Origin of the sequence: Zhihengliuella salsuginis, assembly GCF_014651715.1 — a bacterium.
In the GTDB taxonomy this organism is placed as follows: domain Bacteria; phylum Actinomycetota; class Actinomycetes; order Actinomycetales; family Micrococcaceae; genus Zhihengliuella; species Zhihengliuella salsuginis.
The window spans coordinates 57,421-82,262 of record NZ_BMXK01000004.1 but is presented as its reverse complement, the minus strand read 5'-3'; the positions used below and the strand labels follow the sequence as shown (position 1 = coordinate 82,262).

Sequence of the window (24,842 nt, the reverse complement as noted above, 5' to 3'; positions counted from 1 at the left end):
GCTCCAGCCCTCTCACAGCCACCGGAAGGACCCATGTCGCAGCAGCAGACCAGCAAGCCCTCCAGCGCACAGTACGGAACCGTCGTCGGCGGCATCTCCGCCGTCGTCGCCGGCCTCCTCACCGCGCTGATCGGGACGGTACTGCACGGGCAGATCCTCTACGTGGGCGACACGCCCGTGACGTGGGGCGCCGTGGCGGCACTCGTGCTGGCCACCGGCTTCTTCACGCTGGCCGCGACCTACTCGGAGAAGATCTGGGCGGCGGCGCTGGCCGGAACGCTGGCCTACGGCGTCGTGGCGCTGGTCTCGTTCGACTCCGAGAACTGGCTGATCGTCCCGTGGAGCGGCCGCGAGTTCATGTTCGGGCCGGCCCTCGCGGGCTCGGTGTGGACCTTCGGGCTGGTCGCCGCGACGGTCGTCGCCCTGTTCGTCTCCGCAGGGGTCCTGCGCCGGAGTCGCTAGCCGGTCAGTTGGCGGTCTGGTCGAGGTGGTGGGCCAGGAAGAGCGACGTGGCCACGCCGTCGTCGTCGGCCGGGCGCATCGCGTACTCGGAGAGCAGGCCCTTGATCCGCTCGAGAAGCTCGCGCTGGTCCTCCTCGGTGAGTTTGAGACCGATGCGCATCACCTGGATCTCGTCGGGTGCGAGCCCGTCGATCTCCTGCAGGAACGTGTCCACGAGGACCGGGGCGGCATCCGGGATCTTCGTGCCCCAGGACATGCGCGTGGCCCGGTAGGGGACCTCCTTGGCGCCGCGGTTGCCGCGGCGCGTCTCACCGGCCTCCAGGAACCCGTTGGTCAGCAGCGTGCGCACGTGGTGCAGGCTGGTGGCCGGGTTGATCTCGAGCAGGTCGGCGATCTCCTTGTTGGTGCGCGCCTTGTGCAGGCAGAGCCTGAGGATGCGCAGTCGCAGCGGCGAACTCAGGGCGCGTGCGCGGGCCTGGAGTTCCTCGTCTGTTGCGGCGTTGGCGGATGACATGCCGTCAAGCATACGGGACAACGGGGGAGTGATTGGTGTTTTCAAACCGCAGATGAAGCGGTCGTCACGGCCTGGGGCGCCGCCGAGCGGGTGGCGGCGGAACGCGCTTCGCGTGGGTGATGTCCGCCAGCGGGACCTGCACGGGTCCGGAACGGGTCTCGATCGTCGCGATCCCGGCCCCGTCGCCGTCCTGGTGCAGCCCCGTGAAGGTGCCCAGGGCGTCCGAGAGTTTCGGTCCGGAGTCGGAGCCGGACGCGGGGAGCCGGTAGCGGACGACGATTCGTTCGCCTTCGGGCAGGTCGTCAAACGAGCGGATGGTCACATTAGGTAGCCTACCGTCACACCAGGAGACCGAATACCGCACCGGTACTCAGGGACTAAGCTGGTACCTAGTCGTTCGCGCCCGGCATCGAACCGCGGGGCGGCGGCGCCAGCTTCGAGAACACAGACCAGTAGGAAGGCAGCGGGTTCAGTGACCTACATCATCGCCCAGCCGTGCGTGGACGTGAAAGACAAGGCCTGCATCGACGAATGCCCCGTCGACTGCATCTACGAGGGCGACCGTTCGCTGTACATCCATCCGGACGAGTGCGTCGACTGCGGCGCCTGCGAGCCCGTCTGCCCGGTCGAGGCCATCTACTACGAGGACGACGTCCCCGACGAGTGGTCCGACTACTACAAGGCCAACGTCGAGTTCTTCGACGAGATCGGGTCCCCGGGAGGTGCGGCGAAGATGGGCAACACCGGAACGGACCACCCCATCATCTCCTCGCTTCCGCCGCAGAACCAGGACTGACCGCGTGCTGACCCTGCCGGACTACCCCTGGGAGGCGCTGCGCCCCTACCGCGAGCAGGCCGCGCGGCACCCGGGCGGGACGGTGGACCTGTCCATCGGCACGCCCGTCGACCCGACGCCGGACGTCATCCAGGAGGCCCTGAGGTCCGCCGCCGACGCCCCCGGGTATCCGACGACGCACGGCACGGAGGCGCTGCGCGAGGCCGTCGTGGACTGGTTCGCGCGACGCCGCCGGGTGCCGGACCTGGACCCCGCGTTCGTCATGCCCACGGTCGGCTCCAAGGAGCTCGTCGCGTGGCTGCCGCTCCTGCTCGGCCTGGGGGAGGGCGACGTCGTAGTGCGCCCCGTGGTCGCCTACCCGACCTACGACATCGGCGCGCAGCTCACCGGCGCGACGTCGGTCGCTGCCGACTCCCTGCGGGATCTGGACGACGACGTCCGCGCGCGCGTGAAGCTCGTCTGGGTGAACTCGCCGGGCAACCCGACCGGCATCGTCCGCTCCGCCGAGTCGCTGGCGGAGACCGTCGCCGACGCCCGCGCGATCGGCGCCGTCGTGGCGTCCGACGAGTGCTACTCGGAACTCGGGTGGGGGCAGTGGGAGGACGGCGTGCCCGGTCTGCTGGAGGACGCGGTCAGCGGCGGCGACCACACGGACCTGTTGGCCGTGTACTCGATGTCCAAGCAGTCGAACGTGGCCGGCTACCGCGCCGCCTTCGTCGCCGGCGCGCCCAACCTGCTGCCGAGCCTGGTCAACAACCGCAAGCACGCGGGCATGATCGTCCCCTACCCGGTCCAGGAGGCCATGCGCGTCGGGCTCGCCGACGAGGCGCACGTGCAGGTCCAGAAGGACCTGTACCGCGGACGCCGCGAACGCCTGATCCCCGCGCTCGAGGCCTTCGGTCTGCGCATCGACCACTCGCAGGCGGGTCTCTACCTCTGGTGCACGGCGGGCGAGGACACGTGGGCGACGGTCGGGCGGCTCGCGGAGCTCGGTATCGTCGTCGGCCCCGGGAGCTTCTACGGCGAGGCCGGCGAGGGCTACGTGCGGGTCGCCTTGACGGCCCCGGACGAGCGCGTCGACGCCGCCACTGCACGGCTCGTCGAAGCTGTCAAGGGGTCATAAAGCCGAGCCTCGATTAGATATGTTGTGGGCCGTGCCGGTACCGTGTTGCCTGATTATCGCTGAGGCGCAATCGCGTTGACGCTCGATCCACCTTCACTCCGAACCAAGGAGAGGTTATGACGGAACAGAATTCTGCGCGCCTGTCATTCGACGGCGCCGACCTGGAGCTGCCGGTCGTACCGGCCGTCGAGGGCAACGCGGGCTTCGACATCGCACCGATGCTCAAGACCACGGGCAACGTCACCTACGACCCCGGCTTCATGAACACCGCGGCCACCAAGTCCGAGATCACGTACATCGACGGCGACGCGGGCATCCTGCGCTACCGCGGCTATCCGATCGAGCAGCTGGCGCAGAAGTCGAGCTTCCTCGAGACCAGCTACCTGCTCATCTACGGCGAGCTGCCGACGACTGCAGAGCTGGAGGCGTTCGACGAGAAGATCCGCCGCCACACGCTGCTGCACGAGGAGCTCAAGGGCTTCTTCGGCGGCTTCCCGCGCGAGGCCCACCCGATGCCGGTGCTGTCCTCGGCCGTGTCCGCGCTGTCCACCTGGTACCAGGACTCGCTGGATCCGTTCGACGAGGAGCAGGTCGAGCTGTCGACCATCCGCCTCCTCGCCAAGATGCCGGTCATCGCCGCCTACGCGCACAAGAAGTCCGTGGGCCAGGCGCTGCTCTACCCGGACAACTCGCACAACCTGGTCGAGAACTTCATGCGGCTCACCTTCGGCATCGCCGCCGAGCCGTACGACATGGATCCGGACCTGGTCAAGGCGCTGGACCTGCTGCTCATCCTGCACGCCGACCACGAGCAGAACTGCTCCACGGCGACTGTGCGACTCGTGGGCTCCTCGAACGCCAACATGTTCGCATCCGTCTCCGCGGGCATCAACGCCCTCTTCGGCCCGGCGCACGGCGGTGCCAACGAGGCCGTGCTCAAGATGCTGCGCCACATCCAGTCCGAGGGCATCTCGCCCGAGGAGTACATGGAGAAGGTCAAGCGCAAGGAGGACGGCGTCCGCCTGATGGGCTTCGGCCACCGCGTGTACAAGAACTACGACCCGCGCGCGAAGCTGATCAAGGAGACCGCCCACGAGATCCTCGGCAAGCTCGGGGGCAACGACGAACTGCTCGACATCGCGATGCGCCTCGAAGAGAAGGCCCTGGCCGACGACTACTTCATCGAGCGCAAGCTCTACCCGAACGTCGACTTCTACACCGGCCTCATCTACAAGGCGATGGGCTTCCCGGAGCAGATGTTCACGGTCCTGTTCGCCATCGGCCGCCTGCCGGGCTGGATCGCCCAGTGGCGCGAGATGATGACGGACCCCAAACTGAAGATCGGCCGCCCGCGCCAGCTCTACGTGGGCCACGCGGAACGGACCTACCCGGGCCTGTAGAGGCCGGCGGAGGCCACCGGCACGAACGGCGACGGAGGGTACATGAGTACCCGCCGTCGCCGTTCAGGGTTTAAACTGGTGGTGTGGGGCCCACGTCAGCGCTACGGTTGGTCTCACAGATAGCCGATGCGCACGAGTGATGGGCGGTTGCAGTGTTCGAACGCTCCGGTCCGGGCTGGCAGGTATCCGCCCGCAGTCACATGAGCATGCTGATCGCCCTGTACATCCGCGATCTCGCCGGGATCCGCAATGCCACGCCCGCGCTCTACGACACGCCGCAGACCCCGTTGCTCAGCCCGCTGAACCCGCCCGTGAAGCCGCGTGCGGCCGACGAGATCTCCCGCGCCGAGTTCGCGGAGCTGTGCCAGGAGTGGCACCAGTGGTGGCGGCGCATCGTCACCAGGTACGACCTCGACGGGTCGCCCGCCGAGTCGGAGTCGCCCGAGCCGGGGCTGCTCGGGCAGCCGCACTTCAGCGCCTACAGTTCCTCGCCCTCGCTGCAGCGGTTGATCCGCGCCCACTACGGCGCGGCGACGGACTGGGCGCATGAGAGGCGGCGCGAGTACAACTCGTTGAGCCGCGAACACGTCGCGGCGGGCCGCCGCCAGGTCGTGGAGTCGCTGGTGGAGGAACGCTCGATGGAGACCGGGCCGACGAGCGAGATCACCCTGAACATGATCGAACTGCCGCTGGCCGAGCGGCGGGCGTGGCTCGTGGGGGAGCGGACCGTGATCCTCAGCCAGGAGCTCGTGCACGACGAGCGCCTGCTGCGCAGCTACCTCGAGCCGATGATCCGCTTCATCGGCTAGGACTGCGGGGCGGAGGCGACGGTGACCACGACATGGCCGTCGGTGGTGCTGCCCTGGACCCAGCTGTTCTCGGCACGGTTCCAGATCAAGCCTGCGAAGGCCACGGACTCGATGTTCTCGCTTCCCGCCCGGGCCACCGCCCACTGGGCGATGGACCAGCCGGTGCGCTGCGTGAGCTCGTTCGACTCGACGAGGCCGGACGACGCGTGCGTCGGGATGCTGATCCGACGCCCCTCCACGCTCGCCTGGGCGGCGAGCAGCGGGCTGTGCTGCTCGGCCAGCTGGGAGCGGACGGTCTCGGGGTCGCCGGCCTCCTCGGCGCGGCGCAGAGTGCAGTTGAGCGAGGCCGGCGAGTAGCCCGTCAGCGCCGAGGCGAAGGCGCGCGCCGTCGGCTCGTGCTTGCCGTACGCCTCGGGGAAGGCACTGCGCTGGACCTTCTGCGCCGCCTCGGTGATGCGCATCGACGCGTAGTCGAACGTCTCGAGCTCGGCGTAGAACCGGTTGGCCGCGTAGAGGGGATCCATGACCTGTTCCTCGGTGCCCCAGCCCTGCGAGGGGCGCTGCTGGAACAGGCCGCGGGAATCCGGGCCGGCGTCGTCTCCGTAGTCGATGTTGCGCAGCTTGGACTCCTGCATCGAGGTGGCGATGCCGATCGTGGCTGCCCGGGCGCGGAGGCCGCGCTCGACGGAGACGGCGGCGATCAGCGCCGCATTCGCCGCCTGATCGGGCGCGAGCGTCTGCCGCTCGGAATCGATGAAGGCGGTGCACTGCTCGCGGACCAGGAACTGGGAGTCGTCGACCACGCGGGAGACGCCGTAGATGCCGGCCGCGACGACGGCGACGCTCAGGGCCAAGGTGGCGAAGGTCCTGAAACGCCGCCGCTGTCGTCGTGCTGCCATGGACTAGTTGGCGTGCAGCGCGGAGTTGAGCTCGACCGTCTGGCCCTCGCGCGGCAGGGCTTCGACGGCGCCGGACGTGGAGTTGCGGCGGAAGAGCAGGTTCGGGACCCCCGAGAGGTCGAGGGCCTTGACGACCTTGTCGCCGAGGGTGACGCGCGTGCCCGCGGTGACGTAGAGGCCGGCCTCGACCACGCAGTCGTCGCCGACCGAGATGCCGACGCCGGCGTTGGCACCGAGGAGGACCCGCTCGCCGATGACGATCTTCTCCTTGCCGCCGCCGGAGAGGGTGCCCATGATGGAGGCGCCGCCGCCGACGTCGGACCCGTTGCCCACGACGACGGATGCGGAGATGCGGCCCTCGACCATGGAGTTGCCGAGCGTGCCGGCGTTGAAGTTCACGAAGCCCTCGTGCATGACCGTGGTGCCCTCGGCGAGGTGGGCGCCGAGGCGGACGCGGCCGGCGTCGCCGATGCGCACGCCGGAGGGCACGACGTAGTCGACCATGCGCGGGAACTTGTCGATGCCGAACACCGTGACGGTTCCGCGGCGGCGCAGCTTGAGCCGGGTCAGCTCGAAGCCCTCGACCTGGCAGGGGCCGAAGTTCGTCCAGACGACGTTGGTCAGCAGACCGAACACGCCGTCGAGGTTGATCGTGTTCGGAGCGGCCAGGCGGGAGGAGAGCAGGTGCAGGCGCAGCCAGGCGTCGGCCGTGGACGTCGGCGCCGAATCGAGATCGGCCTCGACGGCGACGACCTCCTGGCGGGTTCCCCGGTCGGCGTCTTCGGCCGCGGCGGCGGTCAGGTCGGCGCTGATGTCCTGTGCGTCGTCGAGGGCGCCCAGCGCGGGGGCGGGGAACCAGGCGTCGAGAACGGAGCCGTCGGCCGCGAGCGTGGCCAGACCGTAGCCGGCGGCCACGCGTACGTCGGTCTTTCGGGCAGAGGAGGGCTGAGTGGTAGCAGAAGTCATTTGACCATCGTAGCGGCGACGACCGGCGATAGGCTGGTCAGGTGACTAACGATAAAGAGGCAACCGACGACGTCGCAGCGCTGCCCGCGGCCCTGGACCTGGGGCACGACGTGGTGGCACTGACCGAACAGCTGATCAACATCGAATCGGTCTCCGATTTCGAGACCCCGATCGCGGACGCCGTCGAGGCGGCGCTGACGCGTCTGCCGCACCTGAGCGTGCACCGGGACGGCGACTCGATCATCGCGCGGACCGGGCTCGGGCGCAGCGAGCGGATCATCCTCGCCGGGCACCTCGACACGGTGCCGTTGCCGACGACGCCCGGCTCCCGTGGCACCGTCCCGGCGACCTGGGAGAAGGGCGAGGACGGCGAGGACGTGCTCTACGGCCGCGGGACGACCGACATGAAGGGCGGCGTGGCCGTGCAGCTCGCGCTGGCCGCCGCGCTGACGGAGCCGAACCGCGATGTGACCTACGTGTTCTACGACCACGAGGAGGTCGAGGGGCACAAGTCCGGCCTGGGTCGGCTGTACCGCAACAACCCCGAGCTGCTCGGCGGCGACTTCGCGATCCTGCTGGAACCGACCGACGGGACGGTCGAGGGAGGCTGCAACGGCACCATCCGTTTCCGCGTGACCACCCGGGGCAAAGCCGCGCACTCGGCCCGCGCGTGGATGGGGGAGAACGCGATCCACGGCATGGCCGACGTCCTGACCCGCCTGGCCGTGTACCGGCCGGTGACGGTGAATGTCGACGGGCTGGCTTTCCGGGAGTCGCTCAACGCGGTGAAGGTCAGCGGCGGCATCGCCGGCAACGTCATCCCGGACCACTGCGAGGCGGAGATCAACTACCGCTTCGCCCCCGACAAGGACCCGGACGGCGCCGAAGAGTACATCCGCGCCCTGCTGCCGGGCTACGAGCTGGAGCGCACCGACGCCGCCGCCGGCGCACGTCCCGGACTGAACCACCCGGCCGCCGCGGCCTTCGTGGAGACGGTCGGCCAGGTGCCGAAGCCGAAGTACGGGTGGACCGACGTCGCGCGCTTCTCGGCTGCCGGCGTGCCCGCCGTCAACTTCGGTCCGGGCGACGCCTTGCTGGCCCACTCGGACGACGAGCACGTCTCCGCCAACGCGATCCGGGCCTGCTACGGCTCCCTCTACGAATGGTTGACTGCTCAGCAGTGACCTGGCTGCGCATGCACGAGAGGGCGATGCCCGCGCGGTCTGCCGTCCGATCGCGCGGGCATCGCCCTAGGGGGCAGTAAGGGACTACTTGTTCGGCCCTGTGATTCCAGGTGCCTCGGGCATCATCAGCCCGGTATCGCCGGCGTCCTCGTCCTCGGTCGCGTCGGCTTTGGCCCGTCGGCGGGCGACCCGCGTCGAGACCCACTGCGCCAGCGATGTCAGCGCGAAGTTGATCACGATGAAGATCACGGCGACGACGAGGAGCGCCTGGAACACGTTGGCGTTGCCCGTGCCCAGGAGCCTGCCGTTGAAGAGCAGCTCGTTGTAGTTGATGATGTAGCCCAGCGCCGAGTCCTTGAGGATGACCACGAACTGGCCGAGCAGGGCCGGCATCATCGCCACGAGGGCCTGGGGCACTTCGATGAAGCGCAACGACTGGCCGCGGGTCAGGCCGATCGCGATGCCGGCCTCGCGCTGGCCCTTGGGCAGCCCGTGCACGCCGGAGCGGATGAGCTCCGCGACGACCGAGCCGTTGTAGAGGGTCAGGGCCAGGACGACGGCCACGAAGGGGGCGTCGCCCGACGGGACGATGCCCATGCGACCGAAGAAGATCCAGAAGAAGATCATCATCAGCAGCACCGGGACGGAGCGGAAGAACTCCACCACGATGGAACTGAGCACATTGACGACCTTGTTGTGGGCCAGTCGCCCCATGCCGAAGACGAAGCCGAACACCATGGACGTGGCAATCGCGATCGCGGCCGCCTTCAGGGTGTTGAGCAGGCCGGGCAGGATGTAGTTCGCCCACGTTCCAGACTGTGTGAAGGAGACCCACTTGGCCGCGTCCAGCTGGCCGTAGTCCCCGAGGACCTTGACCACCCAGACCAAGAAACCGATGAAGGCCAGGGCCGCCACGATGTTGAGGATGGTGATGCGCCGCCGGGCCTTGGGGCCGGGCGCGTCGAACAGTACTGATCCGCTCATCGTGACACCGCCAGTTTCTTGGAAGCCCAGGTCGTGAGGAGGCCGACGGGGATGACGACGATCACGAAGAAGACGGCGACGGTCAGGAAGACCAGGATGCCGACGTCGGGTCGGAACTCGATCATCGTCTTCATCAGGCCGGAGATCTCAGCCACGGAACCGGCCGTTGCAACGGTCGAGTTCTTGATCAGCGCGATCAGCACGTTGCCGATGGGGGCGATAGAGCCACGGAACGCCTGAGGCAGGATGACGATCTTCGCCGCGGGCAGGAAGCTGAGGCCGATGGCGCGTGCCGCCTCCGCCTGCCCCAGGGGGACCGTGTTGACTCCGGAGCGGATCGCCTCGCAGAAGAACGCCGCGTGGTAGATCGTCAGGCCGACGATCGCGATCCGGAAGAAGTTCAGGTTGAAGTCCGAGGCCAGGCTGACCTGGAAGACGCCGAAGAGGACCAGGACGCCGAAGGTCAGGATGATGGTCAGCGGGGTGTTGCGGAAGATGTTGACGTAGGCGGTCCCGACCCAGCGGAGGCTGGGGACCGGGGAGATCCGCATGACGGCCAGCAGCGTGCCGAGGGCGAAAGCTGCGATGGCCGCCCAGAAGGTCAACTGCATGTTGGTCCAGAAGGTGGACAACATCTGTCCGCCGTAGGTTTCCCAGAGGGAAAGGTAGGCATCCACGGCCTAGCTCCTTTGCGGTGGTGGTGTGACGCGAACCGGCGGCCCGGCTGTCGCCCGGCCGCCGGTTCGCGATCACCTGCCGAAGACTATGCGCAGGCGTCCGGTTCCGGCGGGTTGACCTCGGAGTTCGGCTCGTAGCCGGTGCCGTCGGTGTTGGACTTCAGCGCCTCTTCCCAAGCGCCATCGTCGATCATCTTGGTGATGGCCTCGTTGATGGCCTCGCAGTTCTCGCTCTCCTTGTTGAGGCCGACGCCGTAGCGCTCCTCGGAGAACGTGTTGCCGACGACCTTGAACTTGCCCTGGTTGGCCTCCGTGGCGGCCAGGCCGGCCAGAATGATGTCATCCGTGGTCACCGCGTCGATGTTCCCGGTCTCCATCAGGCCGAGGCAGTCGGCGTAGCCGCCCTGCTCGACGAGGTTGATGCCGGGGTGCAGCTCCTTGAGCTTGGTGGCCGAGGTGGACCCGGTGACGGAACAGAGGTTCTTGCCCTCGAGATCCTCGGGGCCGGAGATCTCGCTCTCGTCCTCGCGGACGAGCAGATCCTGGCCGGCGATGAAGTACGGGCCCGCGAAGGCGACGCGCTCGGCGCGCTCGTCGGTGATCGAGTAGGTCGCGAAGATCATGTCCACGCCGTTGGTCTCGAGCAGCGTCTCGCGGTTGGCGGACGGAGCGGAGACCCATTCGATCTGGTCTTCGGAGTAGCCGAGCTCGCCGGCCACGTACTTTGCGACGTCGACGTCGAAGCCCGTGTAGGAGTCGCCCTCCTTGAAACCGAGACCGGGCTGATCGAACTTGATGCCGATCTTCACACCCTCGCCTCCGCCTTCGCCCTCGGAGCCGCCGCCACCCTCCTCGGTGGAACCACCGCAGGCGGACAGTGCCAGTGCTGCGACGGCGGCCATGCCGGCCATCGCGACGCTTCTCTTACGCATGTTCTTCTCCTTGATTCGGGTGCCAGTAGCTGGCTGAGATGTCGATGATGGGGTGGTCAGTTGGTGATCAGCTTGCCGAGGAAGTCCTTGGCGCGGTCCGACTGCGGGTTCGTGAAGAAGTCCTCGGGCTTGGCCTCCTCGACGATCGCGCCATCGGACATGAAGACCACCCGGTGGGCGGCCTTGCGGGCGAAGCCCATCTCGTGGGTCACGACGATCATCGTCATGCCCTCCTCGGCGAGCTCCACCATGGTGTCGAGGACCTCCTGGATCATCTCCGGATCGAGGGCCGACGTCGGCTCGTCGAACAGCATGACCTTCGGCTTCATCGCCAGGGCCCGTGCGATGGCGACGCGCTGCTGCTGGCCGCCCGAGAGCTGCGCCGGCAGCTTGTCCTTCTGGTTGGCGACGCCCACGCGCGTGAGCAGCTTCATCGCCAGTTTGTCGGCCTCGGCCTTCTTCATCCCCTTGACCTTGATCGGGCCGAGCGTGACGTTCTCGAGGATCGATTTGTGGGCGAAGAGGTTGAAGGACTGGAACACCATTCCGACGTCGGCGCGCAGCTGCGCGAGCGGCTTGCCCTCCGCGGGGAGCCGGGTGCCGTCGATGTAGATGTCGCCGTCGTCGATCGTCTCGAGCCGGTTGATCGTGCGGCACAGCGTCGACTTGCCGGAGCCGGAGGGCCCCAGGACCACGACGACCTCCCCGCGCGTGACTTCGAGCTCGATGTCCTGGAGCACGTGCAGCGCACCGTAGTGCTTGTTGACCTTGTCCATGCGGACAACTGGCGTCTCGCCGGACCCGGAACCGGACTGGGTTTCTTTCATGCAAACGACATTACTTGATGTTGCCCGCGTCACAAGGGGCGATCGGCTATAAATGGGGAAAATTTAATCGGTTCGCAACGCAATACGACCCCGTAGGAACGAAGGGGCATAGGCTGGAGGCATGGGAAGCGACCACATTTCTTCGACCAGCTTCGATGCGCTGCCGGACCCCGCGAGGCGCAAGGGCTCCGTGGTTCTGCGCCGCGAGCAGGCGAAGATCCGGCAGGCCGACGAGTTCCTCTTCGAGGCGCCGCGCGATACGAAGTTCGTGCATTCGGACCCGTGGCGCGTGCTGCGGATCCAGAGCGAGTTCATCGAGGGCTTCGGGACGCTGGCCGAGCTGGGCCCCACCATCTGCGTCTTCGGCTCCGCGCGCACCCACCGCGGCAGCGAGGAGTACGGGCAGGCGGAGTACATCGCCCGGCTCCTCGTCGAGCAGGGCTACGCGGTGATGACCGGCGGCGGGCCGGGCGCCATGGAGGCGGCCAACAAGGGAGCGGTGGAAGCCGGCGGCACGTCCGTGGGCCTGGGCATCGAGCTGCCCTTCGAGACCGGCCTGAACGAATGGGTCGACCTGGGCATCAACTTCCGGTACTTCTTCGCCCGCAAGACCATGTTCCTCAAGTACTCGCAGGGCTTCATCGTCCTGCCCGGCGGATTCGGGACGCTGGACGAGCTGTTCGAGGCGCTCACGCTGGTCCAGACCCAGAAGGTCACCAACTTCCCGATCGTCCTCTTCGGCACGACGTTCTGGGGTCCCCTGGTGGACTGGATCAGGAACACCCTGATCGCCCAGGGCACCGTGTCCAGCAGCGACATCGACCTCTTCCACCTCACCGACGACCCCGAGGAGGCGGTGAAGTGGGCGACCGCCTACCGCCCCGAGGTCCCGACCGGGCCCGGGGAGGCGTAGGACCGCCGTGGAGTACGTCCTGCTGTTCCTCGCGATCGCCGTCCTGGGGGCGACGGTGTTCCTGGTCGTGGGCCGCGGCGGCGCGCGGCTGCCGACCCAGGGCCTGGGGGAGGCGACGACGTCGCTGCCGCCCGTGCTGCTCCCGGAGCAGCCGCGCGCGGCCGACGTGCGCGATGTCCGTTTCTCCCTGGGACTGCGCGGGTACCGCTGCGACCAGGTCGACGAGGTGGTGGATTCGCTCGCCGGCGAGATCGAGAGGCTGCGCGGAGAACTTGACCGGGTGCGGGATCCGGGGATCGGCGAACGCGGTCCGGGGCTCTGAGCAGGGCTTCCGGGCGTGTCGTGTCGCGCTGTGATTAGCGCCACGGGGCGATCTTGGGAATAATATGAAACGCAGGTTGAAAGCATCGGACGCCCTCGGGGCCGGTGCTGCCGGCCGCACCGCTTGGCGGGGCCGCAGGGGTTCCGTTTGTCGAGGAAGGATGACAGCACCAATGGCTGCGATGAAACCGCGTACGGGCGACGGACCCATGGAAGTGACCAAAGAGGGCCGGAGCCTGATCATGCGGGTCCCGATCGATGGGGGCGGACGCCTCGTGGTGGAGCTGAACGCCGCGGAAGCGGCGGAGTTGAAGGCCTGCCTCGTCGGCGTCACCGACTGATCCACACCACATTTTCTCTTAACGACGGCGGCGGCCGGGTCGGGATTCCCGGCCCGGCCGCCGCTTTCGGCGACGCCGGTGCGGCTAGCGTTTGACGGCGAGGAACAGCCCCGTGCCGGTGGGCACCAGGGCGCTGACGACGTCGTCGTTCTCGCGGAGCAGGCGGCCGGCCTGGCGGGCCGCGACGGTGGAGGACTGGCGCACGGCCGGCAGCGGGACCTTGTCCGCGTCGAGCGCGTCGTGCAGCACGAGCATCCCGCCCGGGCGCAGCAGACGCAGGCCGTGCTCCACGTAGTCCACGACGGACGGCTTGTCGGCGTCGATGAACACGAAGTCGTACGCGGACGTCGTCAGGCGCGGCAGCACGTCGCGGGCGCGCCCGGAGATGGTGCGCGTGCGGCTGGCGGGGACGCCGAGCTCCACGTAGGCCTGACGCGCCGCGGAGAGGTGGTCCACGTCGACGTCGATCGTCGTGAAGACGGTCTGGGCCGAGAAGCCGCGCAGCAGGCTGACCCCGGAGACGCCCACACCGGCGCCGATCTCGACGGCGGTGCGCGCGCCTGAGTTCGCTGCGAGGACCGTCAGCAGGGCGGCCGCCCCCGTGCCGACCGGGGTGACGCCGAGCTCGTGTCCGCGCTCGCGGGCGCGTGCGAGCACGTCGTCCTCCAGTGGCAGGGCCTCGGCGTAGGACCAGCTGCTGTGCTTGTCGGTGCTCATCTGGTGGCGATTTTCCTTCGGTGGGCGGGTGGTGCGAACCCACCCAGTCTAGCGCCGGATCTTCAGGGGCTTGCGGTGTGCTGTACAGCGATTTCACAGGCAGTTCTGCCACCATTGAAGTCGTGAAACGATCACCAGCCCCGTCCGAACCCGCGGCCCAGCAGGCCGCCGAGTCCTCGGAATCTGTCCCCAGCTGGGAGTCCATCGTTGAGGATCACTCGTCGAAGGTCTACCGGCTGGCCTACCGCCTGACCGGAAACGCCTACGACGCCGAGGACCTCACCCAGGAGACCTTCGTCCGCGTCTTCCGCTCGCTGGACACCTTCACCCCCGGGACGCTCGGCGGGTGGCTCCACCGCATCACCACCAATCTCTTCCTGGACCAGGCCCGCCGCAAATCCCGCATCAGGTTCGACGCCCTCGCGGACGACGCCGAGTCCCGCCTGGCCGGCCGCGAGCCGGGCCCGGAGCGGGTCTTCGAGCACAACAACCTGGACATCGACGTGCAGCAGGCGCTGGACACGCTCCCGGCCGACTTCCGCGCCGCCGTCGTCCTCTGCGACCTCGAGGGGCTCTCCTACGAAGAGGTCTCCGCGTCGCTGGGCATCAAGCTCGGCACGGTCAGGTCCCGCATCCACCGCGGCCGCGCGATGCTGCGGGTGCGCCTGGCACACCGGAACCCGGCGCGCCCGAAGACCCCGACGATGTCTCTGCCACGCGTGACGCGCGCGGTGTCGTAGCGGTCGGTCTATGCACACAATGCGTCGATGGCTTGATGCCTACGTGCTCGGGGAACTGAGCGAGAGGCAGGCCGAGCGGTTCGAATCCCACGTGGCGCGGTGCGCCGACTGCCGTGTGGAGCTCGAGCAGCATCGACGCCGCGCCACCCGCGCGGCCCGGTACACCTCGGCCCTGCCGGTGGTCTCCGCCCGCCCGGGTGAGCGCCGGGCCGGCCAGCCCGGATCCGCCTACGCCGTCGCCGTCGGTGCCGATACGGGGCCGAACGACACCGTCAGCGGGACTCCGCGCGCCGCGTGGACGCCCGAGGGCAGGAGCTTCTGGCGGGAGGCGGTTCCCGTGATCGCCGTCCTGGCAGTGTGCGGCCTCCTGGCCGTTTTCCTGTCCACCGCGTGGGCTCTCGGCGGCGGGAACGCGAGCAGCCGCTCCGCGGCCCCGGTCACCGCGGAGTGGGACGAGACCGGGCGCGAGCTCTCCACCCAGACCGTCACGGACCTGCGTCGCGCCGGATGGAACCTGCCGAGCCTGAACATGGTCGGCTACCAGCTCGGTTCCGCCGTCGGATCCACCGTGGACGGCGTCCCGCGCGTCACCCTCACCTACGCCGGCCCCGCTGGCGACGTGGTGGTCAGCGAGCAGCGCAAGCTGGCGCCGGTCCTCGGCAGCGCGTCGGCACAGGTGCCGAACGGCGCAGCCGGGGAGGACGGCGCCGCCACGACACCGGGTTCCCCGGGCGGCCCGGCCCCGGCGGGCGCCCTGTCGGCGAGCGTCGGCGCAGACTCGTCGAACACGTCGCTGGTCGACACCGCGAACGCCGTCTACGAGGTGACCTTCCCCGCGGACGAGGCGGGCCGCGACGTCGTCGTCAACCGGATCATGCTCACCGAGAACTCCCAGCTCGAGCACGCGCCCGCCCAGCCGGACAGCGCCCTCGCGCGTCTGGGCAAGGGGCTGGCGCGCATGGGCGTCCTCGAAGTGGTCGACTGACGTGTTCGACTACGAATCCCTGGCCCGGAACAGGTAGTCTCTAGTACGTGTTCGGTATCAACGGCAGCGAGTTCGTCATCCTTGCGGTTCTGGCTGTCCTCATCCTCGGGCCAGACAAGCTCCCGGGCTATGCCCAGCAGCTGGCGGAGCTCGTCAAGAACGTGCGCAGGATGGCCCAGGGCGCCAAAGACCAGCTGCGTGACGAGGTCGGCGAGGAGATCACCGAGATCGAGTGGCGCAAGCTCGACCCGCGCCAGTACGACCCGCGCCGGATCATCAAAGAGGCCCTCCTCGACGACTTCGAGGACGCGGCCCGCGCCGCCCGGGAGACCCCGCAGGCACCCTCCACCCGCAAGTCCATCCCCGCCTCCACGCCGGCCGTGGCGCCGAGCCCGGCCCTGGGCGGCTCCGCGGCGGCAACCGGCGCCGCCGGCGTCGCGGCCGCGGGAATCGCCGGGACGGCAGCGGCCCTGCCGCGCCTGGCCGACGGCGAACAGGCGCCTTTCGACCTCGAGGCCACCTGACCGGCAGCCGGCGATGCATGGCCCCGCAGGACCTCCCGTCGCCGCACCGGCGACGGTTCAGGACGGCGTGACGTTCAGCGGCATCCCCGCCAGGCCCCGCGGGGTGTGCGTGAGCCGGCGGGCGATGGCGGCGATCTCCTGCGCCGCCGCCGACTCCGGGTCCGAGACCACCAGCGGTGTGCCGGCGTCCCCGCCCTCGCGCAGGCGCGGCTCCATCGGGACCGAGCCCAGGAGCGGGACGTCGGCATCGAGGCCCTCGGAGAGACGGCCGGCCAGCAGCGCGCCGCCCCCGGAGCCGAACGGCTCCATCCGGGATCCGTCCGGCAGCTCGAGCCACGACATGTTCTCCACGACGCCGACGACCTTCTGACCCGTGGTCGAGGCGACTGCTCCGGCGCGCTCGGCGACCTCGGCGGCCGCGGACTGCGGGGTCGTCACGACCAGCAGGCCCGACTCCGGCAGGAGCTGGGAGACCGAGATGGCGATGTCGCCCGTTCCGGGCGGCAGGTCCAGCAGCAGGACGTCCAGGTCCCCGAAGTGCACGTCCGTCAGGAACTGCTCGAGCGCCCGGTGGAGCATCGGGCCGCGCCAGACGACCGGCTGGTTGCCCTCGACGAACATGCCGATCGAGATGACCTTCACCCCGTGGGCCACCGGGGGCAGGATCATCTCGTCGACGCGGGTCGGCGCCTGCGTGATGCCCATCAGGGAGGGGACCGAGAACCCGTGGACGTCGGCATCGACGATCCCGACGCGGAGCCCCTCGGCTGCCATCGAGCAGGCCAGGTTCACGGTCAGGCTCGACTTGCCGACGCCGCCCTTGCCGCTGGCGACGCCGATGATCCGCGTGAGCGAATTCGGCTGGGTGAACGGGACCGTGCGCGACGTCAACTGGTCCTTGAGCGCTTTGCGCTGCTCCGGCGTCATCACGTCGAGCGTCACGTCCACGGAGTCGATGCCGTCGACGGCGGTGGCCGCGCGCGTCACATCGTCGACGATCGTGTTGCGCAGCGGGCAGCCGGCGATCGTGAGCAGCACGTCGACGGCGGCCGTGCCGTCGTCGTACGCGGTGGCATCCGCCACCATGCCGAGATCAGTGATCGGCCGTCGCAGCTCGGGGTCCTGCACGTGCGCGAGTGCGGCGTTCAGCCGCCGGGTCAGATCGGGGTTCGCGGGGGAAGTCACGTCTGGTGGGGTTCTCCGTTGTCGGTGTCGTTGCGGCCGGGCGAGACGGCGGGCAACTGGGTGGTCGCCTCGGAGAGGGTCTCCTTCTTCTTCCGCTTCCTGGTGCCGCGGCGCAGCCGGATCTCCTCGCCGTCCTGGGACTCGGCCAGCTCCTCGAGGACGCTGCGCAGCTCCGAGCGGACGAAGTCGCGGGTGGCGACGTCGCGCAGGGCGATGCGCAGGGCGGCGAGTTCGCGGGTGAGGTACTCGGTGTCGTGCAGGTTCCGTTCGCTCCGCTTCCGGTCCTCGGTGAGCGAGACCTTGTCGCGGTCGTCCTGGCGGTTCTGCGCCAGCAGGAGCAGCGGCGCAGCGTAGGAGGCCTGCAGCGAGAGCATGAGGGTCAGGGCGGTGAAGCCGAGCGCCGCCGAATCGAACCGCCAGGCCTGCGGGGCCACCGTGTTCCAGACCAGCCAGATGGCGCAGAAGACGGTCATGTAGACGAGGAACTGCGGGGTGCCCATGAAGCGGGCGAAGCCCTCCGTGGCGCGGCCGAACGCGTCCGGGTCGGGCCGCATGCGGGGGAACATGCGCGCCCGGGCGGCCATCGGGGTGTCGAGGGCTCGCCGGAGCCTGGGGTTTTCGGGCATGGTCACACCGCCTTCGGGTCGTCGTCGTGCGTGCGCCAGTCGTCGGGGAGCAGGTGGTCGAGGACGTCGTCGACCGTGACCGAGCCGACGAGCCGGCCCTGCTCGTTGACGACCGCCGCACTCGTGAGATTGTACGTGGCCAGCGTCCGGGCGACCTCGGCGACCGGCGACATGTCGTTGAGCGGCTCGAGGTCCGTGTCGATGATGCTGCCGAGCGACTCCGGCGGGGGAGTGCGCAACAGCGCCTGCAGGTGCACGACGCCGAGATAGCGGCCCGTGGGCGTCTCCAGCGGCGGGCGGCACACGTAGACGGCGCTGGCCGTCGCCGGGCTGAGCTCCTCCTGGCGGACGTAGGCGAGGGCCTCGGCCACGGTCGCCTCCGGCGGAAGGATGACCGGCACGGGGGTCATGAGCGAGCCGGCCGTGTCCTCCTCGTACTCGAGAAGCCGGCGCACGTCCTCGGCGTCGTCCGGTTCCATGAGCTGCAGGAGGGCCTCCTGCGCCTCGTCCGTCAGCTCGTTGAGGAGGTCGGCGGCGTCGTCCGGGTCCATCTCCTCGAGGACGTCGGCGGCGCGCTCCATGTCGAGGGCGGAGAGGATCTGCACCTGCTCCTCGTTGGGCAGCTCCTGCAGGACGACCGCCAGGCGGTCGTCCTGGAGCTCGGCCGCGACCTCGAGGCGGCGCTTGTCCGGCATCTCGTGCAGCGCCTCGGCGAAGTCGGCGGGCTTGAGCTCGTCGTGGGCCGCGACGAACTGGGTGGCCGCCTGCGGCTCGGAGTCGTTGATGTGCAGGATCTCGTTCCAGTCGACGACGATCCGCTCGCCGCGCGCCAGCCGCCGGAAGGGGCGGAAGCCCGTGTCGCGGCCGCCGCGGCGCACGTAGTACGCGGAGACGTGCCAGTCGCCGTTGCGCTGCTGGTCCAGCCCGATGTCCTCGATGATCCCGGCGCCCGAGCCGTCCTTGAACGTGACCTTCTGGTCGAAGAGCTCGCCGACCGCCAGGTGCTCGGCGCCGCGCTGCTGGAAGCGGCGCAGGTTGACGAGCCCGGAGCAGATGATCTGCCCGGCCTCGATGGCCTGCACGCGCGTCATGGGGACGAAGACGCGGCGCTTCCCCGGGACCTCGACGAGCAGGCCCACGGCCTGCGCGGGTCTCGAGACGCCGCGGTTGATCACGACGACGTCGCGCAGGCGCCCGAGGCGGTCTCCCAGCGGGTCGAAGACGTCGAGACCGAGCAGTCGGGCGACGAAGGCCTTGGTGGCGAGGTTGCTGCTCATCCCCCAAGGCTACTGCCTCGGAGGCCTCCGGAAGGGGGCCCGGGAAGCGTGGCGTCACGCGCGAAACGGTGCTTCCGGTTCACCGGCAGCGATACCGGGAGCCTTTTCATGTCATGGTCAGGAAAACACGGCAGAATGGAGTCATGTCCACTCCGTTCGGTGCTCCCAAGTCCAACAACGACCTGCTCTCGCTTCCCCGCGGCGAGGTCCTCGGCCGCTACGAGTCCTACCTCGACGCGCAGAAGGTCGTGGACTATCTCGCGGACCACGACTTCCCGGTCTCCAACGTCAGCATCATCGGCTGCGACCTCAAGAGCGTCGAGCGCGTGACCGCCAAGCTCTCCTACCCGCGCGTGGCGATGTCCGGCGCGGCGCAGGGCGCCATGTTCGGCATCTTCGTCGGCCTGCTGCTGAGCCTCTTCAACGAGGGCAACCCGCTCGGGCAGATCCTGTCCTCCGTCGCCCTCGGCATGGCCATCTGGATGATCGTGGGCGTCGTCGGCTACTCGTTCCGCCGCGGCAAGCGGGACTTCTCCTCCTCGAACCAGTTCCTGGCCGGCTACTACGACGTCGTCGTCGCCTTCGAGCAGGCGCCCGAGGCCCGCCGGCTCGCCTCGAGCCTGCCGATGAGCCAGGTGCAGGCCGGCAACGTCACCCCGGCGTGGGCGCCGCCACGCCAGGGGCAGGGCCCGTCCGCGGGATCGGCCGGTTCCGCGGCCCCCGCAGCCGCGCCGGCGCCGAAGCAGCAGGACCCGGAGAAGCCGGAGAAGCCGGCCGAGGACACTGGCGGTCGTCCCGGCTACGGCGACCTGCCGGACGGGCGCCCGCAGTTCGGCGTGCGCGTCGCGGCGCCCGTGCAGGACGGCGCGGAATCTGAGGCCGCTCCCTCGGAGGGCGCCCAGGACTCCGAGCGGACCGAGCCGGCCCAGGACGCCGACGGCGACAAGCGCGACTGAACCACCAGAGACGACGACGCCCGGCACCCGACGCGGAAACCGCGCCAGGTGCCGGGCGTCGTCGTACCCGGCGGGACCGTGGCTAGCCGGCCTGGACCTTGGCCATCCAGGCCTCGATCTGGTCCGGGGTGCGCGGCAGGTCGGCCGAGAGGTTCACGCAGCCGTCCTCGGTGACGAGCACGTCGTCCTCGAGGCGCACGCCGATGCCGCGGTACTCCTCGGGCACGGCCAGGTCCTCGTCCTTGAAGTAGAGGCCCGGCTCGATCGTGAAGACCATGCCCGGCTCCAGGATCCCGTCGAGGTACATGTCGCGCCTGGCCTGCGCGCAGTCGTGCACGTCCAGGCCCAGGTGGTGGCTGGTGCCGTGCGGCATCCAGCGGCGGTGCTGCTGGCCGGCGTCGGACAGCGCCTCCTCCAGCGAGACCGGCAGCAGACCCCAGGCGTCGAGGCGCTCGGCCAGGACCGTGATCGCGGCCGTGTGCAGGTCGCGGAACCGGGTGCCCGGCTTGGCGACGGCGAACGCGGCGTCCTGGGCGTCGACGATCGCCTGGTAGATCTTGCGCTGGATCTCCGTGTACTTGCCGTTGACGGGCATGGTGCGGGTGATGTCGGCGGTGTAGAGCGAATCCGCCTCCACGCCGGCGTCGACCAGGATCAGGTCGCCGGAGTTCACCTGGCCGGAGTTGCGCATCCAGTGCAGCACCGTGGCGTTGTTGCCGGAGGCGGCGATGGTGTCGTAGCCGAGGTCGTTGCCCTCCTCGCGGGCGCGGGCGAAGAACGCCCCCTCGACGACGCGCTCGCCGCGCTTGTGCTCGACCGCGCGCGGCAGGGCCGCGGCCACCTGGTGGAAGCCGTTCATGGTGGCGTCGACCGCGGCACGCATCTGCTCGACCTCCCACGCGTCCTTGACGAGGCGGAGCTCGGAGAGGGCCTCGGCGAGCTCGGCGTCGAGCTTGTCCGACTCCTCCAGGTCCACGCCGGTGTTGATGCGGGACGTGTCGACGAGGGCGTCGCAGTTCAGGTCGACGTCGCGCAGCAGGCGGATGCGCAGGCCGCCGAGGGCGGCGTTGCCGGCGTTCTCGGTGATCGCGTCCTCGAGCGCCTCGTCCATGTGCGCGGTCGGGATGCCCAGGCGGGCCTGCAGCTCCGGCAGGGTCGGGCGCTTGCCGATCCAGAACTCGCCGCTGCGCGAGCTGGAGTAGAACTCCTCGGTGTCGCGGCCGGCCATCGGGCGGAAGTACAGGGTCGCCCGGTGGTTTCCGCCGTCATCGCCGGAGCCTTCCTCGACCGGATCGAACACGAGCACCGCGTCGGGCTCGTGGTCCAGGCCCAGGCCCGTCATGTGGGCGAAGCCCGAGTGCGGGCGGAAGCGGTAGTCGGTGTCGTTGGATCGGACCTTCAGCGGCCCGGCCGGGACCACCAGGCGCTCGCCCGCGAACCGCCGCGACAGGCCGAGGCGGCGCTTCGCCGCGTATGGCGCGACGGCGTCCTCGGGCGGAAGCGACGTGTCCGCCGGCGCCCACTGGCTGGCCATGAATTCTTTGAATGCGTCCGACGACGGCCGCTGCGAACGGTTGTTCACGCGGTCCTCGAGCGGCTGGTCGGTCGCCGTGTTCGGCGTCTGGTTCGACGAGGTGTTGTTCTCTTCAGTCATCACCGACCCAGTGTCTCAAACAGTTCGCCGAGGCACCAATACCGGCGGCGCGACCGACCGCCGGCGGTCCACCGGCCGGACCGCCGCCGGTCGGACTAAGGTGGTGACATGCTGATCGACCTGCACACCCACTCGAGAGTCTCCGACGGCACCGAGTCGCCCCGCGCACTGGTGCGCTCGGCAGCGCAGGCCGGGCTCGACGTCGTCGCGCTGACCGACCACGACCAGACGGCGGGGTGGGCCGAGGCGGCCGAGGCGGCAGACGACTACGGCGTCGGCTTCGTGCCGGGGATGGAGATCTCCTGCAAGACCTCGACGGGGATCAGTGTGCACCTGCTCAGCTACCTGCACGACGCCGACGACCCCGGCCTGCTGGCCGAGGTCGACCGGGCGCGCGACTCGCGGGTGCTGCGCGCCCAGCGCATGGTCGAGCTGCTCGGCGAGGACTTCCCGATCTCGTGGGACCTCGTCCAGGAGCACACCGCGCACGGCGCGACGATCGGGCGGCCGCACATCGCCGACGCGCTCGTGGCCGCAGGGGTGGTGTCGACGCGGACCGAGGCGTTCGAATCGGTTCTGACCCCGCGCTCGCGCTACTACGTGGGGCACTACGCGCTGGAACCGGCGCACGCGGTGCGGCTCGTCCGCGCGGCCGGGGGAGTGCCCGTCTTCGCGCACCCCGTGGCCGCCGCGCGCGGCCGGGTGGTCGGCGACGAGGTGTTCGACGAGATGATCGCGGCCGGGCTGATGGGGCTCGAGATCGAGCACCGCGACAACCCCGGGCACGGCCGCGACGAGCTGCGCCGGATGGCCGCCGAGCACGGCCTGATCACCACCGGCTCGAGCGACTACCACGGCACCGGCAAGCCCAACCGGCTCGGGGAGAACACGACGACGCGGGAGAACCTGGCCCGGATCCTCGCGGCGGGCACCGGGGCCGACCCGGTCGGCATCCGCGCCGTCTGACCGGTCCGGCCGGCCGGAGGTCACAGTGGGGGCGCCGCTGCGAGCCCGGCGCCCTGTTCTTGCTATGGTGGGGAGGTGGTGTTGCCCCAGGCAATGATTCGTCGAGCACTGTTCCGGATCGTGCAGGGTGGACACCGGTTCCACGACAGGCCCGCAGGGGCCGACTGAGCACGGGACGGGTCCGCACGAAAGCGGAGGTCCCCGAGGTGGCCGAGCGCGAGCGCCGGCACCCGGACGCGTGGAACGCGCGCCTTCGAATTCGTCCTCATCGGACACGGCGGCCCCACCGGGCCCCACGCAGTAGAGCCCTCCGCGGGCCGGCGCGCCAGGTATCGAGGTGCACTGCCGATGGCGCGCCTCAGACCGAGGAGGAAACGCATGCCACCTGTGCTAGGTGACGGGCCAGCGCTGATGAGCGGCTGGCTGATGATCGGACTGCTCGTCCTGTTCTTCGGCGGAACGTTCGCGATGTCCGTCGTGATCGGCAAGAAGAAGGAGAACGCCGACGGGTACATGACCGCCGGCAACAAGGTCGGGTTCGGCATCTCCGCCGCGTCCATGACCGCGACCTGGATCTGGGCCTCGTCGATGTACGCGTCGGCGACCTCGGGCTACAACTACGGCATCTCCGGCCCCGTGCACTACGGGCTGTGGGGCGCCCTGATGATCCTCTTCATCTACCCGTTCGGGCGCCGCATCCGCAAGGTCGCGCCCAGAGCGCACACGCTCGCCGAGGTCATGTACGTCCGCCACGGCCGCTCGTCGCAGCTCATGCTGGCCGGCTCCAACGTGCTCGGCAGCCTGATCAGCCTGACCTCCAACCTGATCGCCGGCGGCGCCCTGGTATCCCTGCTCTCGCCGTTCACGTTCCAGCAGGGGACCCTCGTGATGGCCGCGGGCGTGCTCCTGTACACCCTGTGGTCCGGATTCCGGGCCTCCGTGATGACCGACTTCGCCCAGGTGCTGGCCATGCTCGGCGCCGTCGTCGTCATCATCCCCGTGGTGTTCTTCGCTGCAGGCGGCCCCGACATGTTCTCCCAGGGCGCCGCGAACCTGACCCCGCAGCAGGGCGACTTCTTCTCCTCCGACGCGTTCATGAACCAGGGCGCCCCCTACATCGCGGCCGTGCTGGCCTACGCGATCGGCAACCAGACCATCGCCCAGCGACTCTTCGCCGTGCGCGAGGACCTGATCAAGCCGACGTTCATCACCGCCACCATCGGCTACGGGGCCACCGTGATCGGGATCGGCATGCTCGGCGTCATGGCCCTCTACCTGGGCATGGATCCGCTGAACGGGGACACCAACAACCTGATCCCGCAGATGGCGGGCACCTACCTGGGCCCGGTCCTGCTCGGCCTGTTCGTCGTCATGATCGTCGGCGCGCTGGCCTCCACGGCCGACTCGGACCTGTCGGCGCTGTCGTCGATCGTCATGGCCGACATCTACGGGCAGTCCAAGGGCAAGGGGAAGGCCGACCCCAGGAAGATGCTGCTCATCGGCCGCATCACCATGGTGCTCGCCACCGGGTCCGCACTCTTCTTCGCGACGGGGCAGTTCGACATCCTCGACCTGCTCGTGTTCGTCGGCGCGCTCTGGGGCTGCCTCGTGTTCCCCGTCATCGCGTCCTTCTACTGGAAGAAGGTCACCAACGCGGCGTTCACGGTCGGCACCCTCGCGGCCCTGGCCGCGTTCCTGCCGGTGCGCTTCGAACTGGTTCCGATGGGAGGCGCGACCGGGTACCTGGTCGACGTCGTCTCCATCGTCGGAATCGGCGTGGTCATCGGGCTGATGGCGTTCGGGTTCTTCGGCGGCCGGGTGGCGAAGATCGCCGGCACGGCGGCGGCCGTCGTCGCGGCGCCGTTCGCCTTCGGGACCCTGCACGAGTACACGGTGCTCAGCGGTTCCCTCGTCGCGTACGCGGTCTCGACCCTGGTCTGCTTCCTGATGTCGGTCCGCTCGAGCCGGGAGTTCGACTTCGACACGATCGCCGAGCGCACCGGCAACTTCGACACGCCCGAGGCCATCCAGGCCGCGGCCGTCAGCACCAAGTAGACAAGGAGC

28 protein-coding genes are annotated in these 24,842 nt (G+C 69.3%); 15 read left to right on the top strand and 13 right to left on the bottom strand.

Going from position 1 to position 24,842, the window contains the following annotated elements:
* Positions 1–33: 33 nt before the first annotated feature.
* Positions 34–462, top strand: coding sequence for a hypothetical protein (locus IE069_RS05300; protein WP_189349083.1), 429 nt, complete (start codon positions 34–36; stop codon positions 460–462).
* 4 nt (positions 463–466) lie between these two features.
* Here the strand turns inward: IE069_RS05300 and IE069_RS05295 are convergent, their stop codons facing one another.
* Positions 467–976 (bottom strand): helix-turn-helix domain-containing protein, encoded by a 510-nt coding sequence (locus IE069_RS05295; RefSeq protein ID WP_189349082.1) that lies wholly within the window; start codon positions 974–976, stop codon positions 467–469.
* A gap of 64 nt (positions 977–1,040) precedes the next feature.
* Positions 1,041–1,298, bottom strand: a complete 258-nt coding sequence (locus IE069_RS05290; RefSeq protein ID WP_189349081.1) for a putative acetyltransferase — start codon at positions 1,296–1,298, stop codon at positions 1,041–1,043.
* Positions 1,299–1,448: 150 nt separating this feature from the next.
* On the opposite strand from IE069_RS05290, the gene fdxA reads away from it, so the two are divergent.
* From fdxA to IE069_RS05270, 4 genes are all read left to right on the top strand, one after another.
* Positions 1,449–1,772 carry a ferredoxin gene (fdxA, locus tag IE069_RS05285; protein WP_189349080.1) on the top strand — a complete coding sequence of 108 codons (324 nt, stop codon included), beginning with the start codon at positions 1,449–1,451 and terminating at the stop codon, positions 1,770–1,772.
* Positions 1,773–1,776: 4 nt separating this feature from the next.
* Complete coding sequence (gene dapC / locus IE069_RS05280) at positions 1,777–2,895, top strand: succinyldiaminopimelate transaminase (protein ID WP_189349079.1); 1,119 nt, start codon at positions 1,777–1,779, stop codon at positions 2,893–2,895.
* Positions 2,896–3,011: 116 nt separating this feature from the next.
* Complete coding sequence (locus tag IE069_RS05275) at positions 3,012–4,295, top strand: citrate synthase (RefSeq protein WP_189349078.1); 1,284 nt, start codon at positions 3,012–3,014, stop codon at positions 4,293–4,295.
* A gap of 206 nt (positions 4,296–4,501) precedes the next feature.
* Positions 4,502–5,104, top strand: coding sequence for a hypothetical protein (locus IE069_RS05270; protein ID WP_189349077.1), 603 nt, complete (start codon positions 4,502–4,504; stop codon positions 5,102–5,104).
* On the opposite strand, the gene IE069_RS05265 is transcribed toward IE069_RS05270, so the two are convergent.
* Positions 5,101–6,003, bottom strand: a complete 903-nt coding sequence (locus IE069_RS05265; protein WP_189349076.1) for a hypothetical protein — start codon at positions 6,001–6,003, stop codon at positions 5,101–5,103. The two genes, IE069_RS05270 and IE069_RS05265, sit on opposite strands and share 4 nt — an antisense overlap.
* Positions 6,004–6,006: 3 nt before the next feature.
* Entirely contained in the window at positions 6,007–6,969 is a 963-nt protein-coding gene (gene dapD / locus IE069_RS05260) for a 2,3,4,5-tetrahydropyridine-2,6-dicarboxylate N-succinyltransferase (protein WP_189349075.1), read from the bottom strand.
* 41 nt (positions 6,970–7,010) lie between these two features.
* Here dapD and dapE point away from each other — a divergent pair, with 41 nt between their 5' ends.
* Positions 7,011–8,153 (top strand): succinyl-diaminopimelate desuccinylase, encoded by a 1,143-nt coding sequence (gene dapE, locus IE069_RS05255; RefSeq protein ID WP_229790967.1) that lies wholly within the window; start codon positions 7,011–7,013, stop codon positions 8,151–8,153.
* 84 nt (positions 8,154–8,237) lie between these two features.
* Here dapE and IE069_RS05250 read toward each other — a convergent pair whose 3' ends face one another.
* From IE069_RS05250 to IE069_RS05235, 4 genes are all read right to left on the bottom strand, one after another.
* Complete coding sequence (locus IE069_RS05250; RefSeq protein WP_189349074.1) at positions 8,238–9,137, bottom strand: amino acid ABC transporter permease; 900 nt, start codon at positions 9,135–9,137, stop codon at positions 8,238–8,240.
* Positions 9,134–9,814, bottom strand: coding sequence for an amino acid ABC transporter permease (locus IE069_RS05245; RefSeq protein WP_229790966.1), 681 nt, complete (start codon positions 9,812–9,814; stop codon positions 9,134–9,136). Before IE069_RS05245 ends, IE069_RS05250 begins: the two co-directional genes overlap by 4 nt.
* Before the next feature lie 86 nt (positions 9,815–9,900).
* Positions 9,901–10,746 carry a glutamate ABC transporter substrate-binding protein gene (locus IE069_RS05240; protein ID WP_189349073.1) on the bottom strand — a complete coding sequence of 282 codons (846 nt, stop codon included), beginning with the start codon at positions 10,744–10,746 and terminating at the stop codon, positions 9,901–9,903.
* A gap of 56 nt (positions 10,747–10,802) precedes the next feature.
* Positions 10,803–11,522, bottom strand: coding sequence for an amino acid ABC transporter ATP-binding protein (locus IE069_RS05235; RefSeq protein ID WP_373287799.1), 720 nt, complete (start codon positions 11,520–11,522; stop codon positions 10,803–10,805).
* A gap of 172 nt (positions 11,523–11,694) precedes the next feature.
* On the opposite strand from IE069_RS05235, the gene IE069_RS05230 reads away from it, so the two are divergent.
* The 3 genes from IE069_RS05230 (at position 11,695) to IE069_RS05220 (ending at position 13,148) form a co-directional block, all read left to right on the top strand.
* Complete coding sequence (locus IE069_RS05230; protein WP_189349071.1) at positions 11,695–12,486, top strand: LOG family protein; 792 nt, start codon at positions 11,695–11,697, stop codon at positions 12,484–12,486.
* Positions 12,487–12,493: 7 nt separating this feature from the next.
* A complete protein-coding gene (locus tag IE069_RS05225; RefSeq protein ID WP_189349070.1) occupies positions 12,494–12,808 on the top strand; it encodes a DivIVA domain-containing protein in 315 nt (104 codons plus the stop codon).
* Positions 12,809–12,980: 172 nt separating this feature from the next.
* A complete protein-coding gene (locus IE069_RS05220; protein ID WP_189349069.1) occupies positions 12,981–13,148 on the top strand; it encodes a DUF3117 domain-containing protein in 168 nt (55 codons plus the stop codon).
* Between the two features lie 84 nt (positions 13,149–13,232).
* Here IE069_RS05220 and IE069_RS05215 read toward each other — a convergent pair whose 3' ends face one another.
* Positions 13,233–13,865: an O-methyltransferase gene (locus IE069_RS05215; RefSeq protein WP_189349068.1), complete on the bottom strand. Its 633-nt coding sequence runs from the start codon at positions 13,863–13,865 to the stop codon at positions 13,233–13,235.
* A gap of 122 nt (positions 13,866–13,987) precedes the next feature.
* Here IE069_RS05215 and sigE point away from each other — a divergent pair, with 122 nt between their 5' ends.
* Genes sigE through IE069_RS05200 form a run of 3 tightly spaced genes read left to right on the top strand, consistent with a single transcriptional unit; the run spans position 13,988 to position 16,114 of the window.
* Positions 13,988–14,605 carry an RNA polymerase sigma factor SigE gene (sigE, locus tag IE069_RS05210; protein ID WP_189349067.1) on the top strand — a complete coding sequence of 206 codons (618 nt, stop codon included), beginning with the start codon at positions 13,988–13,990 and terminating at the stop codon, positions 14,603–14,605.
* 19 nt (positions 14,606–14,624) lie between these two features.
* Positions 14,625–15,590 carry a zf-HC2 domain-containing protein gene (locus IE069_RS05205; protein ID WP_189349066.1) on the top strand — a complete coding sequence of 322 codons (966 nt, stop codon included), beginning with the start codon at positions 14,625–14,627 and terminating at the stop codon, positions 15,588–15,590.
* Between the two features lie 47 nt (positions 15,591–15,637).
* Positions 15,638–16,114 carry a twin-arginine translocase TatA/TatE family subunit gene (locus IE069_RS05200; RefSeq protein ID WP_189349065.1) on the top strand — a complete coding sequence of 159 codons (477 nt, stop codon included), beginning with the start codon at positions 15,638–15,640 and terminating at the stop codon, positions 16,112–16,114.
* A 57-nt stretch (positions 16,115–16,171) separates the two neighbouring features.
* On the opposite strand, the gene IE069_RS05195 is transcribed toward IE069_RS05200, so the two are convergent.
* The 3 genes from IE069_RS05195 to IE069_RS05185 are packed head-to-tail and all read right to left on the bottom strand — an operon-like array spanning position 16,172 to position 19,202.
* Positions 16,172–17,299: an Mrp/NBP35 family ATP-binding protein gene (locus tag IE069_RS05195; protein WP_189349064.1), complete on the bottom strand. Its 1,128-nt coding sequence runs from the start codon at positions 17,297–17,299 to the stop codon at positions 16,172–16,174.
* On the bottom strand, positions 17,296–17,925 hold the full coding sequence (locus tag IE069_RS05190) for a DUF1003 domain-containing protein (protein WP_189349063.1): 630 nt from the start codon (positions 17,923–17,925) through the stop codon (positions 17,296–17,298). The genes IE069_RS05195 and IE069_RS05190 overlap by 4 nt, the downstream gene beginning before the upstream one ends.
* Before the next feature lie 2 nt (positions 17,926–17,927).
* Positions 17,928–19,202 (bottom strand): magnesium transporter MgtE N-terminal domain-containing protein, encoded by a 1,275-nt coding sequence (locus tag IE069_RS05185; protein ID WP_189349062.1) that lies wholly within the window; start codon positions 19,200–19,202, stop codon positions 17,928–17,930.
* A gap of 143 nt (positions 19,203–19,345) precedes the next feature.
* Here IE069_RS05185 and IE069_RS05180 point away from each other — a divergent pair, with 143 nt between their 5' ends.
* Complete coding sequence (locus IE069_RS05180) at positions 19,346–20,158, top strand: YflT domain-containing protein (protein ID WP_189349061.1); 813 nt, start codon at positions 19,346–19,348, stop codon at positions 20,156–20,158.
* A gap of 82 nt (positions 20,159–20,240) precedes the next feature.
* Here the strand turns inward: IE069_RS05180 and IE069_RS05175 are convergent, their stop codons facing one another.
* Positions 20,241–21,812: an aminopeptidase P family protein gene (locus tag IE069_RS05175; protein ID WP_189349256.1), complete on the bottom strand. Its 1,572-nt coding sequence runs from the start codon at positions 21,810–21,812 to the stop codon at positions 20,241–20,243.
* 108 nt (positions 21,813–21,920) lie between these two features.
* Here IE069_RS05175 and IE069_RS05170 point away from each other — a divergent pair, with 108 nt between their 5' ends.
* Positions 21,921–22,778, top strand: coding sequence for a PHP domain-containing protein (locus IE069_RS05170; protein WP_189349060.1), 858 nt, complete (start codon positions 21,921–21,923; stop codon positions 22,776–22,778).
* 378 nt (positions 22,779–23,156) lie between these two features.
* Positions 23,157–24,833, top strand: a complete 1,677-nt coding sequence (locus IE069_RS05165; RefSeq protein ID WP_189349059.1) for a sodium:solute symporter family protein — start codon at positions 23,157–23,159, stop codon at positions 24,831–24,833.
* The last annotated feature ends 9 nt before the right edge of the window (positions 24,834–24,842 follow it).